The sequence below is a fragment of the Streptomyces sp. NPDC005761 genome, assembly GCF_040630635.1.
Lineage (GTDB): Bacteria > Actinomycetota > Actinomycetes > Streptomycetales > Streptomycetaceae > Streptomyces.
The window spans coordinates 73,443-87,117 of the sequence record NZ_JBEXXX010000032.1; the positions used below are offsets into that span (position 1 = coordinate 73,443).

The window sequence follows — 13,675 nt, forward strand, 5'->3', positions numbered from 1 at the left end:
GAGGAGTGGTGAGGGGGAGTGGACCAAACCAATCAGCGCGCCCCCTCTTGTCCAGGCCGCTGTCGGCAGGCTAGCGTCATACCGCATAGAAAGCGCTTGCTACGGCTGTATGGAGGAACTTTCGTGACACGCAGGACAGTGCGCATCGCCATGAACGGCGTCACGGGTCGCATGGGATACCGGCAGCACCTGGTGCGCTCGGTCCTCGCGATCCGCGAGCAGGGCGGCCTCGATCTCGGCAACGGCGATGTGCTGTGGCCCGAGCCGGTCCTCGTCGGCCGCCGCGCCCACGCGCTGGAGGCACTCGCCGAGCAGCACGGCCTGACCGAGTGGTCGACCGACCTGGACGCGGTCCTCGCCGACGACACCATCGACATCTACTTCGACGCCCAGGTCACCTCGGCCCGGGTGGAGGCGATCAAGAAGGCCATCGCGGCCGGCAAGCACATCTACACCGAGAAGCCCACCGCCACCGACGTCGAGGGCGCCCTCGACCTCGCCCGCCTCGCCCGCGACGCCGGCATCAAGCACGGCGTCGTCCAGGACAAGATCTTCCTGCCGGGCCTGCTGAAGCTGAAGCGCCTCATCGACGGCGGCTTCTTCGGCGAGATCCTGTCCGTGCGCGGGGAGTTCGGGTACTGGGTCTTCGAAGGCGACTGGCAGGAGGCCCAGCGCCCGTCGTGGAACTACCGCTCCGAGGACGGCGGCGGCATCGTCGTCGACATGTTCCCGCACTGGGAGTACGTGCTCCACGAGCTGTTCGGCCGGGTGACCACCGTCCAGGCCCACGTCCAGACGCACGTCCCCGAGCGCTGGGACGAGCACGGCAAGCCGTACGCCGCGACCGCGGACGACGCCGCGTACGGCATCTTCCAGCTGGAGGGCGGCGCCGTCGCACAGATCAACTCCTCCTGGACGGTCCGCGTCAACCGCGACGAGCTCGTCGAGTTCCAGGTCGACGGCACCCACGGCTCTGCCGTCGCGGGCCTGCGCAACTGCCGCGTCCAGCACCGCTCGGCCACCCCCAAGCCGGTCTGGAACCCGGACCTGCCGGTCACCGAGTCCTTCCGCGACCAGTGGCAGGAAGTCCCGGACAACGCGGTCTTCGACAACGGCTTCAAGGCCCAGTGGGAACTGTTCCTGCGCCACATCGTGCTCGACGAGCCCTACACCTGGGACCTGATGGCCGGTGCCCGCGGTGTCCAGCTCGCCGAGCTCGGCCTGAGGTCCTCCGCCGAGGGCCGCCGCTTCGAGGTCCCGGAGCTGACCCTGTGACCAGCCACCTGTCGCAGGCGACGCCGGAGTTGACCTCATGACGATCCACCTTCCCCAGGGCCCGTACGAGCCCCGCACCACCCCGCTCGCCCTCGCACCCGGCGAGGCGCCCCTGGCCTCGCGTACGGTCTTCTCCGCCGCGCATGTCGTCGCCGACCCGTACGCCGACATCAGCCCCGACGCCCCGGCCGCCGTCGACTGGGACGCCACCCTCGCCTTCCGCCGCCACCTCTGGTCGCACGGCCTGGGCGTCGCCGAGGCGATGGACACCGCTCAGCGCGGCATGGGCCTGGACTGGGCCGGCGCGGCCGAGCTCATCCGCCGCTCGGCCGCCGAGGCGAAGTCGGTCGGCGGCCGCATCGCCTGCGGCGTCGGCACCGACCAGCTCCCCGCCGGCCCGGCCACGCTCGCCGAGGTGCGGTCCGCGTACGAGGAGCAGCTCGCGCTCGTCGAGGAGAGCGGCGCCCAGGCCATCCTGATGGCCTCCCGCGCGCTCGCCGCCGCGGCGAAGAGCCCGCAGGACTACCTGGAGACGTACGCGCACCTCCTGCGCCAGGCCACCGAGCCGGTCGTCCTGCACTGGCTGGGCCCGATGTTCGACCCGGCACTGGACGGCTACTGGGGCTCCACGGACCTGGACGCGGCCACCGACACGTTCCTCCAGGTCATCGCGGAACACCCGGACAAGGTCGACGGCATCAAGATGTCCCTCCTCGACGCGGAGCGCGAGATCGATGTCCGCCGCCGTCTCCCTAGCGGGGTCCGCTGCTACACCGGGGACGACTTCAACTACCCCGAACTGATCGCCGGTGACGACCGCGGCTTCAGTCACGCGCTGCTCGGCATCTTCGACCCGCTCGGGCCCCTGGCCGCGCACGCGGTGCGGGTCCTGGACACGGGCGACACGAAGGGGTTCCGCGAACTCCTCGACCCCACGGTCGAGTTGTCCCGGCACCTCTTCCAGGCACCGACCCGCTACTACAAGACGGGCGTGGTGTTCCTCGCCTGGCTGGCCGGTCACCAGGACCACTTCACGATGGTGGGCGGCCTGCAGTCGGCACGCTCCCTGCCGCACCTGGCGAAGGCGTACGAACTGGCGGACGGCCTCGGTCTGTTCCCCGATCCGGAACGGGCCGAGTCCCGGATGCGCGCGTTCCTCACGGTCAACGGAGGCACCCGATGAGCGACGGCCGTCTTTCCATCAACCAGGAGACCATCAAGCAGTGGTCGCTGCCCGAACTGGCCGAGGGCTGCGTGAAGGCGGGCATCGACAAGGTCGGCCTGTGGCGGGCCCCCGTCCAGGAGTACGGCGTCGAGGCCACGGCCCGGCTCCTCTCCGACTCCGGCCTGTCGGTCACCAGCCTCTGCCGGGGCGGCTTCTTCACCGCCCTCGACCCGGCCGAGCGGGCCCGCGCCCTGGACGACAACCGCGCGGCACTCGACGAGGCGGCGGGCCTGTCCACGGACACCCTGGTCCTGGTCTCGGGCGGCCTCCCGGAGGGCAGCAAGGACCTGTACGGCGCCCGCGAACGCATCGCGGACGCCCTGGCCGAACTGGCCCCGTACGCGGCCGAACGGGGTGTACGGCTGGCCATCGAGCCTCTGCACCCGATGTTCGCCTCGGACCGCTGCGTGGTCTCCACCCTCTCCCAGGCCCTGGACATCGCGGAACGCTTCCCGGCCGATCAGGTCGGTGTGGTCGTCGACACGTACCACCTCTGGTGGGACGACCGGGCGCCCGCCCAGATCGCCCGCGCGGGCGCGGCGGGCCGGATCCACTCCTTCCAGCTCGCGGACTGGATCACCCCGCTCCCGGCGGGCGTCCTGCTGGGCCGCGGTCAACTGGGCGACGGAAGCGTGGACTTCCGTGCCTTCCGCACGGCGGTGGAGGCCACCGGCTTCGACGGCCCCATCGAGGTGGAGATCTTCAACGAGGACCTGTGGGCGCGTGACGGCGCCGAGGTCCTGGCCGAGGTCGCCGCGCGGTACGGGGAGCACGCCTGCTGACTCCCTGAGCAGGCGCATCCCGCCGAACCGGCCCCCGGGGCAAAAAACTTGGTTCGGGCGTGCAACCCTTCCGGGCTCTGCGCGGTCGTATCTGTAGTCAGGAGCTTCCGGGGGGTATCCGGGGGGATGGGGAAGCCCTGACATGGGGGAGAGCGAGAGGGGTCCGGTCGGGAGACCGGGCCCCGTTTCGCTGTCCGGGGCACTACGCGGGGCTGGTCCGCGCCGGGCGGTCGTCGGCGAGCAGGGCGAGGGTCCCGCGGCGGGGGAGGAAGCGGGCCGCCAGGGTGAGGAGACGGTTGGCCCTGCCCGGCACCGTGGTCGGACCGCTCTTCTTGTGCAGGGCGCGCAGGGCTGCCGCGACGACGTGCGTCGGGCGCCGTCCCCCGACGACCGGCGCAAGGTGATCGTCGAGCCCGTCGGTAAACCCGCGGGCCTGGACAGGGCGATGGCGCCCGCCCGGCAGCGCATCGGTGAGCTCCTGGCGGACTACACGCCCGAGCAACTCGCCGTACTGTGCGACTACTTCGCCCGCGCTTCGGACGCCTATCAGGCCGCCGTCGAGGAACTGCGCACCGCCGGGACCGACTGAGACCGCGTACCGGGCGCGCCCGCCCCGTCGAGGGCCGGCGGATCCGTCAGCCCGTCAGGGTCCGGCATCGGGGCGGCGCCGAGGCGCGCCGCGCCCGGGCCGGGACGGCGCCCGTCCACCGCCCGGCTCCTCCCTCGGCAGGAGCCTTCCCGTCGAGTCCCTCGTCCGCCTCCCGCGGAAGGTGTACACGCGGGAAGGGGAGCAGGCTTCCGAGGAGGATCGGAAGGGCGCGGCGGCACGCCCGTGGCCGCACTCCACCGAGCGACGGCGCGTCCGCAGTCGGTCGAGTTGTGGCGCTTCGCCGCAGATCGGGGCCAGTACAGCAAGGCGGCGCAGGGGGTTCGGATCGCCTGGAACCGGCCGCTTGCGCATGGCTTGGCCGCACTGTTCCGTCAGTCCGGCCACCCGGCCACCTGGCAGCCTGATCCGCTCTTCGATGGCGAGGGGGAAACCCTCGGGCTTCTGCGGGGCCGCGCACGTACTCGACGAGTAGACGGGGGCAGAGTCAGGGTGCCCGCATCAGATTGCGGAGGTTGCCGACCAGCGCGTTGATGTCGCGCTCGACGGGTGCTTCGGTGATGGTCTCCGGGGCGTCGGCGGTGACCTGGGCAGGCGTCCGGCAGGCGCGGCAGAGGCCGTCGGGGAGGGCTTCGGGCGGGCCGGGTGCACCGCATTCGGTGCACTCCATCATGAGGCGGCGAACCGGGTTGTCCGGTACCCGATGTGACACAGCCACCGGCAGCGCGGGCGGGACTTTGTCGATGAGTCGACGGCGTACGAAGCCGACGGGGGAGTCGACCTGCGCGGGGAGTCCAGCGGTGAGGGCCTGGGTGAGGTAGTCCGTGTTCACGCCCCGGTCCAGCCATGCGGAAGCCAGCTCTTCGAGCACCGTGCAGTCAGCGGCCGACAGAGTCAGCCGGGGCTCCCTGCGGCCGAGTTGGGCCAGGGCGAGGTACGCGGGCGAGGGCGCGGCCGGGCTCCCCTCGGTCACGGACCGCTGCTGGGGCACGAGGGGTGTGGCAGGCGGGGCAGGAGCGGGAGCGGGCTGCGGGCGCTCGGGTGGCCGCACCGGCTCGGCTTGACCTGTCCGGACCTCTTCAGCCGCGGGCTCATTCGATGGCGCGGCGGACCGGGGCGGCGGGGCAGCCCCGGCATGGGCGAAGGCGTTCCACCACTCGCTGTCGCGTGCGGTACGGGACCAGAAGGTTCGGGTGACCCAGCGGCTCTGGCTGTCCGCGTCGACGACCTGGCAGCGGACGCGACGCAGGTGACCGGCTGTGCTCAGGGCTCGGAGGGCGCTGCCGACGGCCATCTGGCCGTACAGGGGGAGCGCCTTGGCCAGCGACTTGATGTCCATGGCGCTTCCGTCGGGAAGCCGGTCGACGTACCCGGCGACGTACCGCTCCCGTGCCGGGAGCAGCGCGAAGTCGTGTGCGCCGGGCGGGCGTTGGTCGGGTGCGGCGCGCTTGCCGTAACTGGGGTTGGCTTTGGTGTACGGGCGCGAAACTGCGGGTGCGCGCAGGGCAGGGCTAAGCTTCTCGGTAGCCACGGGGTCGAGGTCCGATCGATCTTGGGGTGAGACCCCGGCCGGCGCTAACAACACCGTGTCGGGGTCGATTTGTTGAGGGCAACGTATGCAGCCGTGACAGCACGCCGCAACTTGATCACGAATAGTCACACTTGCTGAGCGTTACGGGTCAGGTAGGTGGGGAGGGTTTGCCCAAACCCTTCTTTTCCTTCCGGGTAACTGGACCGCTCGAATCTCGGAGCTTGCCCCTCGACCCTCGAATCCCGGAGCTCAAGCGTCGGGCCCGCGCTCCTTCCCGTACCCACGAGAGAGTGAACAGGTCCGCACTGCGTTCGAAGCCGGAGAGCTCCGAGCTCCGAGCTCCGGCGGTGGTCGCAGCCGACTGCTCTCGTAACAAGGGTGGGTACGGGGCAGCCACTAGGCTCGCGCTCATGCTGAGACTAGGAATCCCCGTCATCGGTGTCACGGACCTTCCCCGCGCAGTGGCCTTCTGGACCGCGGCGTTGAACCTGGTCGCCGCCGAGGAGTGGAAGAGCGAGACCTGGCGGACGCTCGTTCACCCCGACGGCTCCGCCCGAGCCCTTGGCCTGTTGCGCAGCGCTTCCCCGGTCGAGCCGCACCCCCGTCTCCACCTCGACCTCTTCACGGACACGGCCGAGGAGCAGCAGGCGGAGGTCCGGCGGCTGGTCGGTCTCGGCGCGCGAACCGTCGACTGGGACCACTACCCGCCCGACCCCGACTTCGTGGTGCTCGCCGATCCGGACGGCAACATCTTCTGCGTCGTGGACCTGAGTCACGCGCCGAGCGGTGGCGACAGGCCGACGGTCTGATCCGCCCGGCACCGTCCCGAGGGGGAGTCCCTCACGAAGCGGAGCTGCGCGCGGGGCCCCCGTACGACTCCCGCGCGCCCTCCAGTTCGGGCAGATGCTCCGCCGCCCACGCGCAACAGGCCGCCATCGGTGCGAGCAACGTCCGCCCGAGCACGCTCAGTTCGTAGTCCACCCTGGGCGGGACTCCGCCGCCGACCGTACGGGTGAGGAGTCCGTCGCGCTCCATCGACCGCAGGGTCTCGGTCAGCACCTTCGGTGTGATGCCGCGCAGCGGGACCTCCAGTTCGGAGAAGCGGCGGGGGCCGTCCTCCAGGCACCTGATGATCTTCGCGGTCCACTTGCCGCCGAGTCGGAGCGGCGAGGTGGCGTGGGAACAGTCCGTGAATATTTCGGGATCAAGTGGTTGGCTCACCCTCGTGAGCGTACGTAACTATCGTTGCGGAAACCATGGGGTGCGGGGCTAGCGTCCGCTGCATCGGCCGGCGGTCCGCGGGCCTTGGTGAGGGGAACCCCATGAGCAGCAGAATCGTCGTTTTCGGAGCGGGCGGACGGGCCGGCAGGCGGGCGGTCGCGGAGGCTGTGGCGCGTGGGCACCAAGTGACCGCGGTGGTGCGGGATCCGGACAAGTACGGGGACTTGGGCGCCGGTGTGAGCGTGGTCGCCGGTGACGTCACCCGGGCGGACAGCGTCGCCGAGGTCGCTGCGGAGCACGACGCGGCGATCAGCGCCGCGGGCCGGCTGGACATGCCCTCGGACGAGTTCTACGTGAGCGCCGCCCACGCCCTGCTGGACGGCCTGGCCCGTGCGGGCGTGGGCCGGCTGGTCCTGATCGGGATCGGAAGCACGCTGGAGACCGCCCCCGGCGTCGCGGTCCATGACGCCCCCGGCTTCCCGGCGGAGGCGCGGGCCTTCTCGCTCGGCCACACCGCGGAACTCGACGCGCTCCGCGCCGCCGAGACGGACATCGACTGGCTGGTCATCGCCCCGCCGCCCGTGATGCTGGACCACAAGGCCCCGCGCACCGGCCGGTACCGGACGGGTGGCGAGCAGGTGTTGGCCGACGGCGCTCCGTCCTTCTCCTACGCGGACCTGGCGGTTGCCCTGATCGACGAGATCGAGACGCCGAAGCACCACCGCTCGCTCACCGCGGTGGCGGGCTGACAGAGCGGCCAGGTAAGAGCGGCCGGGCAAGAGAGGCCAGTCGGAGAGGCCAGTCGGAGCGGCCAGGTAAGAGCGGCCAGGTAAGAGCGGCCAGTCGGAGCGGCCCTGGTGCCTTGTCCGGAGCCGTCCTCGTATCTCCCGGACTCCTACGAGGAGGCCTCCGGGGCGGCGAAGTCACCGCCGAAGAGGTAGCCGCGCAGGCAGTAGTCGAAGCCTGACTCGTTGAAGAGGTCCACGTCCTCGCGGCGGCAGTGTTCCGCCAGGCCGTCGGACACGTGCCAGTGCGTGCCGTCGTACCAGAAGACACCGCCCGCGTAGTGAATCGTCCGGCCCGTCGCGGAGTCCGTGAGGTTCAGCGACTCGTAGTTCTCGGGACGGTCGCGGACCAGGGCGACCAGGGACTCGGGGACGCCCTCGTAGAGGGACTCCTGAAGGGCGAAATCTTCCTCGGCGTACAGATTCAGATCCGACTCGTGGTCGAACGTCAGCAGCAGCACGCGGCCGTCCTCCGCGAAGTACCAGACCGCGGACTGGCCGCCGCGGTCGTTCCAGGCCAGACGGTGTGCACCGGTCACCGTCACCGGTTCGACCTGGGCGAGCTCGTCCATGACGGCCGCGCGGCGCCGGACTTCCGGGAGGGGGGTCGCCGCCAGGGCATCCCACGTCTTGCTGTTCATGCCCGCAGCGTAACCACCGCCTCTGACAAGCCCGACACGAACGTCCTCGGTGCCTTCTCCGTCGCCTCTTCCGGTCAGCGGGATGGTTCCGGAGACGATGCCTCGTCCGCCGGGTACGTCACCGCACATGACGGCGACGCGGCGATCGTGTCCGCCACCGGAGCGGCCCACCCGATGTCAGCCCCGCCCGGTACCGTCACGGGCATGGCCACCACGTCGTCCACGACCTCCTCGACGCCGAACCTGGCCGTCCTGGAAGGCGTACTCGAGCGGATCACGTACGCCAACGAGGAGAACGGGTACACGGTCGCGCGCGTCGACACCGGGCGGGGGAGCAACGACCTGCTCACCGTCGTCGGTTCGCTGCTCGGCGCGCAGCCCGGGGAGTCGCTGCGGATGGAGGGGCGCTGGAGCTCCCACTCGCAGTACGGCAAGCAGTTCACCGTCGAGAACTACACGACGGTCCTCCCCGCCACCATCCAGGGCATCCGCCGCTACCTCGGCTCGGGACTGATCAAGGGCATCGGCCCCGTCATGGCCGACCGGATCACCACCCACTTCGGCGTGGACACCCTCGACATCATCGAGCAGCAGCCGAAGCGCCTGGTCGAGGTCCCCGGGCTCGGGCCGAAGCGGACGAAGATGATCGCCGCCGCGTGGGAGGAACAGAAGGCGATCAAGGAGGTCATGATCTTCCTCCAGAGCGTCGGCGTCTCGACCTCCATCGCCGTCCGCATCTACAAGAAGTACGAGGACGCCTCGATCTCCGTCGTGAAGAACCAGCCCTACCGGCTGGCCGCCGACGTCTGGGGCATCGGCTTCCTCACCGCGGACCGGATCGCCCAGGCCGTGGGCATTCCGCACGACAGCCCGGAGCGGGTCAAGGCGGGGCTGCAGTACGCGCTGTCGCAGTCCAGCGATCAGGGGCACTGCTTCCTGCCCGAGGAGCGGCTCATCGCGGACGCGGTCAAGCTCCTCCAGGTCGACACCGGGCTCGTCATCGAGTGCCTGGCCGAGCTCGCCGCCGAGCCGGAGGGCGTCGTACGGGAGAAGGTGCCGTCGCCCGAGGGCGGTGAGCCGATCACGGCCGTCTACCTGGTGCCCTTCCACCGGGCCGAGATCGCGCTGGCCGCCCAGGTGCGACGGCTGCTGCGGACGCCGGAGGAGCGGATGCCGGCCTTCGGGGACGTGGACTGGGACGCGGCACTGAAGTGGCTCGCGGGCCGTACCGGCGCGACGCTGGCGCCCGAGCAGGAGGCCGCCGTGCGGCTGGCACTCAGCCGGAAGGTGGCCGTGCTGACCGGGGGGCCCGGCTGCGGGAAGTCGTTCACGGTCCGGTCGATCGTGGAGCTGGCCCGTGCGAAGAAGGCGAAGGTGGTGCTTGCCGCGCCCACCGGACGGGCGGCCAAGCGGCTCTCCGAGCTGACGGGGGCCGAGGCGTCCACCGTGCACCGGCTGCTGGAGCTCAAGCCGGGCGGCGACGCGGCGTACGACCGGGACCGTCCGCTCGACGCCGATCTCGTCGTCGTCGACGAGGCGTCCATGCTCGATCTCCTGCTCGCCAACAAGCTGGTCAAGGCCGTGGCGCCCGGCGCCCATCTGCTGCTCGTCGGCGACGTGGACCAGCTGCCGTCGGTCGGCGCGGGGGAGGTGCTGCGGGATCTGCTCGCCGACGGCAGCCCGGTGCCGGCGGTCCGGCTGACCACGATCTTCCGCCAGGCCCAGCAGTCCGGCGTCGTCACCAACGCCCACCGGATCAACTCCGGCGTACCGCCCCTCACCCAGGGGCTCAGCGACTTCTTCCTCTTCGTGGAGGACGAGACGGAGGACGCCGGGGTGCTCGCGGTGGACGTGGCGGCCCGCCGCATCCCGGCCAAGTTCGGGTTGAACCCGCGCCGGGACGTGCAGGTGCTCGCGCCGATGCACCGCGGCCCTGCCGGGGCGGGGCATCTCAACGGACTGCTCCAGCAGGCCATCACCCCGGGCCGCCCCGGTCTGCCGGAGAAGAGGTTCGGCGGCCGGGTGTTCCGCGTAGGGGACAAGGTCACCCAGATCCGCAACAACTATGACAAGGGGGAGAACGGTGTCTTCAACGGGACCGTCGGCGTCGTCACCGCTCTCGACCTGGACGAACAGCGGCTGAGCGTACTGACGGACGAGGACGAGGAGATCTCCTACGACTTCGACGAGCTCGACGAGCTGTCCCACGCGTACGCCATGACGATCCATCGCTCCCAGGGCAGCGAGTACCCGGCCGTCGTCATCCCCGTGACGAAGAGCGCCTGGATGATGCTCCAGCGGAACCTGCTGTACACCGCCGTGACGAGGGCGAAGAAGCTGGTCGTGCTGGTCGGCTCCCGCCAGGCGATCGGTCAGGCGGTCCGCACGGTTTCCGCAGGCAGACGGTGTACGGCGCTGGATTACCGGCTGCGTGGAGGCACCGAAGGAGGATCCGCCTGAGGAGGGTCCGGCAATCGGGGTACGGCGTCGCGGGGCTGGGCACGCACATCTGCCGCGTTGTCGTCAATCACCATGGCTCCGCCATGCCTCAATCCTCCGCCTTGCAGCCGCACGCACCCAGCCCCGCTCCTTCATCCGTCCCCCGATTGCCGGACCCTCCAAAAAATGATCGATCAAATCGGTGGGAAACATCACGGAGGTCTTCCGCAACCGCAGTCAAGGGGGCAGGATGAATAAGTTCGCGGCACTCAGTGCCGCGAGTAGGTCCAATGGACGACCCCGAGTGCACTCTCCTGAGCCAAATGGGGGAGGGTGGAGACAGTCAGGGAACCTCGAAGAAGAGGCACTACGTCGGTGAGGGATGACGTGAGCGAGCACACCAACAACGCTGTAGTACTGCGGTACGGCGATGGCGAGTACACCTACCCGGTGATCGACAGCACCGTCGGCGACAAGGGCTTCGACATCGGGAAGCTCCGGGCGAACACCGGCCTGGTGACGCTGGACAGCGGATACGGCAACACCGCTGCCTATAAATCCGCCATCACCTACCTCGATGGCGAGCAGGGCATCCTGCGGTACCGCGGCTACCCGATCGAGCAGCTCGCCGAGCAGTCGACGTTCCTTGAAGTCGCGTACACGCTCATCAACGGTGAGCTTCCGAAGGTCGACGAGCTGTCGGCCTTCAAGAACGAGATCACCCAGCACACGCTGCTGCACGAGGACGTCAAGCGGTTCTTCGACGGCTTCCCGCGTGACGCCCACCCGATGGCCATGCTGTCCTCGGTCGTCAGCGCGCTGTCCACGTTCTACCAGGACAGCCACAACCCGTTCGACGAGGAGCAGCGTCACCTCTCGACGATCCGGCTGCTGGCCAAGCTGCCGACCATCGCGGCGTACGCGTACAAGAAGTCGATCGGTCACCCGTTCGTCTACCCGCGCAACGACCTCGGCTACGTCGAGAACTTCCTGCGCATGACCTTCTCGGTCCCCGCCCAGGAGTACGTGCCGGACCCGGTCGTCGTCTCGGCGCTGGAGAAGCTGCTCATCCTGCACGCGGACCACGAGCAGAACTGTTCGACCTCCACCGTGCGTCTGGTCGGCTCCTCGCAGGCGAACATGTTCGCCTCGATCTCCGCCGGCATCTCGGCGCTGTGGGGCCCGCTGCACGGTGGCGCCAACCAGTCGGTGCTGGAGATGCTCGAGGGCATCCAGGCCAACGGCGGCGACGTCGACAGCTTCATCCAGAAGGTGAAGAACAAGGAGGACGGCGTCCGCCTGATGGGCTTCGGCCACCGGGTGTACAAGTCCTTCGACCCGCGCGCCAAGATCATCAAGGCCGCGGCCCATGACGTGCTGTCCTCGCTCGGCAAGTCCGACGAGCTGCTCGACATCGCGCTCAAGCTGGAGGAGCACGCGCTCAACGACGAGTACTTCGTCTCGCGCAACCTCTACCCCAACGTGGACTTCTACACCGGTCTGATCTACCGGGCCATGGGCTTCCCGAGCGAGATGTTCACCGTGCTCTTCGCCATCGGCCGGCTCCCGGGCTGGATCGCCCAGTGGCACGAGATGATCAAGGAGCCGGGTTCCCGCATCGGCCGTCCGCGCCAGATCTACACCGGCGAGGTCCTGCGCGACTTCGTCCCGGTCGAGGGTCGCTGACACCCCGGCCGACCCGCACCACCCCTGCACGACCCGGCCTGACGGCCGGTTGCCTTCGCCCCGACTGCCGCGCTTTCGCACAGAGCGCGGTGTCCGGGGCGATTTGCTTTGCCGGGCCCCCTCCGCGCCCCGGTGTCCGTTGGACGGGAGCGCTCCCGCCGGAAAGCGAGAAGCGCCTCGCCGTCGATCCCCCCACGGGCCGACAACGAGGCGCTTCCCATATCCCGGAGCGGATTCCCCCCACGGGATCCGGCCGGGCGTTCAGTGGGAGCCGAAGCTCCTGGGTTCCTCGGGTACTGCTGCTTCCTGCGCTTTTCCTCGTGCCGCCTGCGCGTGCCGCCTGCGGTCTGCCGGGGTACGTACGAAACGGGAGGGCCGCTCAAAGCTCCCCGGTGCACGTGCCCCGGCCAACGCTTGCCCGGAGTGTCCCCCAAGACCCTCCGTCGGACGTCCCCCAAGACATCCTTTGGCATCGCACTCTTAGACTCGCGAACCCACCGAATGGTTACCCCTGAACCGGTGTGATCTAAGTCTCTTTGTGGAAGTTACGTGAAGGACCGCAGGCGCAGGCTGTTGGTCACGACGAAGACCGATGAGAAGGCCATCGCCGCTCCTGCAATCATAGGGTTGAGCAGGCCAAATGCCGCAAGGGGTAGGGCGACAACGTTGTAGCCGAATGCCCAGAAAAGGTTGCCCTTGATGGTGGCCAGGGTGCGCCGGGAGAGCCGGATGGCATCGGCTGCCACCTTGAGATCTCCACGAACGAGCGTCAGATCGCTCGCCTCGATCGCGGCGTCCGTGCCCGTGCCCATGGCCAGTCCGAGGTCCGCGGTGGCCAGTGCCGCCGCGTCGTTGACCCCGTCACCCACCATGGCGACCGCCCGCCCCTGTGCCTGCAGGCGCTCGATGACGTGCACTTTCTCCTCGGGGAGCACCTCGGCGTGGACGTGGTCGATCCCGACCGCGCGGGCCACGGAATCCGCCACCGCCCGGTTGTCGCCGGTCAGCAGGATCGGGGTCAGGCCGAGCGCGCGGAGGTCGGCGACGGCGGCCGCGCTGGTCTCCTTGACCGCGTCGGCGACTTCGAGGGCACCGCGTGCCTCTTTGTCCCAGGCGACCGCGATCGCGGTGCGGCCACGGGCGGCCGCCTCCGTCATCGCGGCGGCCAGAGCCTCGGGGATGTCGATTCCGGCGTCGGTGAGCAGCGTCTCGCGGCCGACGAGGACGGTGTGGCCCTCGACGGTGCCCTGGACGCCGAGGCCGGGGATGTTGGTGAAGTTCTCGGGGGTGGGGAGGGGGGTTGTGGTGCGGTGGGTGGCTCCGGTGGCGACGGCTTGGGCGATGGGGTGTTCGGAGGCGTGTTCCAGGGCTCCGGCGAGGCGCAGGAGGTCGGTCTCCGTGGTGCCGGGGGTGGTGTGGACGGTGTGGAGGGTCATCTTTCCGGTGGTGACGGTGCCGGTCTTGTCGAGGACGATGGTGTCGA

General features: G+C 69.8%; 12 protein-coding genes. 8 read left to right on the top strand and 4 right to left on the bottom strand.

Features of this window, described 5'->3' with window-relative positions; all coding sequences use genetic code 11:
* Positions 1 to 123 precede the first annotated feature (123 nt).
* From ABZ434_RS25855 to ABZ434_RS25870, 4 genes are all read left to right on the top strand, one after another.
* Positions 124 to 1,275: a Gfo/Idh/MocA family oxidoreductase gene (locus ABZ434_RS25855; protein WP_359141437.1), complete on the top strand. Its 1,152-nt coding sequence runs from the start codon at positions 124 to 126 to the stop codon at positions 1,273 to 1,275.
* 37 nt (positions 1,276 to 1,312) lie between these two features.
* Entirely contained in the window at positions 1,313 to 2,458 is a 1,146-nt protein-coding gene (locus ABZ434_RS25860) for a dihydrodipicolinate synthase family protein (RefSeq protein WP_359141440.1), read from the top strand.
* A complete protein-coding gene (locus ABZ434_RS25865; RefSeq protein ID WP_359141442.1) occupies positions 2,455 to 3,282 on the top strand; it encodes a sugar phosphate isomerase/epimerase family protein in 828 nt (275 codons plus the stop codon). The genes ABZ434_RS25860 and ABZ434_RS25865 overlap by 4 nt, the downstream gene beginning before the upstream one ends.
* 334 nt (positions 3,283 to 3,616) lie before the next feature.
* Positions 3,617 to 3,871, top strand: coding sequence for a hypothetical protein (locus ABZ434_RS25870; RefSeq protein WP_359141444.1), 255 nt, complete (start codon positions 3,617 to 3,619; stop codon positions 3,869 to 3,871).
* Positions 3,872 to 4,376: 505 nt separating this feature from the next.
* Here the strand turns inward: ABZ434_RS25870 and ABZ434_RS25875 are convergent.
* The gene (locus ABZ434_RS25875; RefSeq protein WP_359141447.1) at positions 4,377 to 5,420 is read right to left on the bottom strand and encodes a MarR family transcriptional regulator; all 1,044 of its coding nucleotides are present in this window, start codon (positions 5,418 to 5,420) and stop codon (positions 4,377 to 4,379) included.
* 410 nt (positions 5,421 to 5,830) lie between these two features.
* On the opposite strand from ABZ434_RS25875, the gene ABZ434_RS25880 reads away from it, so the two are divergent.
* Positions 5,831 to 6,229 (top strand): VOC family protein, encoded by a 399-nt coding sequence (locus ABZ434_RS25880; RefSeq protein WP_359141449.1) that lies wholly within the window; start codon positions 5,831 to 5,833, stop codon positions 6,227 to 6,229.
* A gap of 31 nt (positions 6,230 to 6,260) precedes the next feature.
* On the opposite strand, the gene ABZ434_RS25885 is transcribed toward ABZ434_RS25880, so the two are convergent.
* Complete coding sequence (locus ABZ434_RS25885; RefSeq protein WP_359141451.1) at positions 6,261 to 6,641, bottom strand: helix-turn-helix domain-containing protein; 381 nt, start codon at positions 6,639 to 6,641, stop codon at positions 6,261 to 6,263.
* Positions 6,642 to 6,742: 101 nt separating this feature from the next.
* Between ABZ434_RS25885 and ABZ434_RS25890 the strand changes: the two genes are divergently transcribed.
* Positions 6,743 to 7,390, top strand: coding sequence for an NAD(P)H-binding protein (locus ABZ434_RS25890; RefSeq protein ID WP_359141454.1), 648 nt, complete (start codon positions 6,743 to 6,745; stop codon positions 7,388 to 7,390).
* A 146-nt stretch (positions 7,391 to 7,536) separates the two neighbouring features.
* Here the strand turns inward: ABZ434_RS25890 and ABZ434_RS25895 are convergent, their stop codons facing one another.
* The gene (locus ABZ434_RS25895) at positions 7,537 to 8,067 is read right to left on the bottom strand and encodes a hypothetical protein (RefSeq protein WP_359141457.1); all 531 of its coding nucleotides are present in this window, start codon (positions 8,065 to 8,067) and stop codon (positions 7,537 to 7,539) included.
* Between the two features lie 204 nt (positions 8,068 to 8,271).
* On the opposite strand from ABZ434_RS25895, the gene ABZ434_RS25900 reads away from it, so the two are divergent.
* Positions 8,272 to 10,527, top strand: a complete 2,256-nt coding sequence (locus ABZ434_RS25900; RefSeq protein WP_359141460.1) for an ATP-dependent RecD-like DNA helicase — start codon at positions 8,272 to 8,274, stop codon at positions 10,525 to 10,527.
* 366 nt (positions 10,528 to 10,893) lie between these two features.
* On the top strand, positions 10,894 to 12,192 hold the full coding sequence (locus tag ABZ434_RS25905) for a citrate synthase (RefSeq protein WP_136325360.1): 1,299 nt from the start codon (positions 10,894 to 10,896) through the stop codon (positions 12,190 to 12,192).
* A 545-nt stretch (positions 12,193 to 12,737) separates the two neighbouring features.
* Here the strand turns inward: ABZ434_RS25905 and ABZ434_RS25910 are convergent.
* On the bottom strand, positions 12,738 to 13,675 hold a 938-nt coding region (locus ABZ434_RS25910; RefSeq protein ID WP_359141464.1), incomplete at its 5' end, for an HAD-IC family P-type ATPase.

What these genes read in the sequence shown, in the direction of transcription:
- ABZ434_RS25890 (WP_359141454.1), top strand. Translation starts at nt 6,743, where the DNA reads ATGAGCAGCAGAATCGTCGTTTTCGGAGCGGGCGGACGGGCCGGCAGG.
- ABZ434_RS25895 (WP_359141457.1), bottom strand. Translation starts at nt 8,067, where the DNA reads ATGAACAGCAAGACGTGGGATGCCCTGGCGGCGACCCCCCTCCCGGAA.
- ABZ434_RS25900 (WP_359141460.1), top strand. Translation starts at nt 8,272, where the DNA reads ATGGCCACCACGTCGTCCACGACCTCCTCGACGCCGAACCTGGCCGTC.
- ABZ434_RS25880 (WP_359141449.1), top strand. Translation starts at nt 5,831, where the DNA reads ATGCTGAGACTAGGAATCCCCGTCATCGGTGTCACGGACCTTCCCCGC.
- ABZ434_RS25860 (WP_359141440.1), top strand. Translation starts at nt 1,313, where the DNA reads ATGACGATCCACCTTCCCCAGGGCCCGTACGAGCCCCGCACCACCCCG.
- ABZ434_RS25865 (WP_359141442.1), top strand. Translation starts at nt 2,455, where the DNA reads ATGAGCGACGGCCGTCTTTCCATCAACCAGGAGACCATCAAGCAGTGG.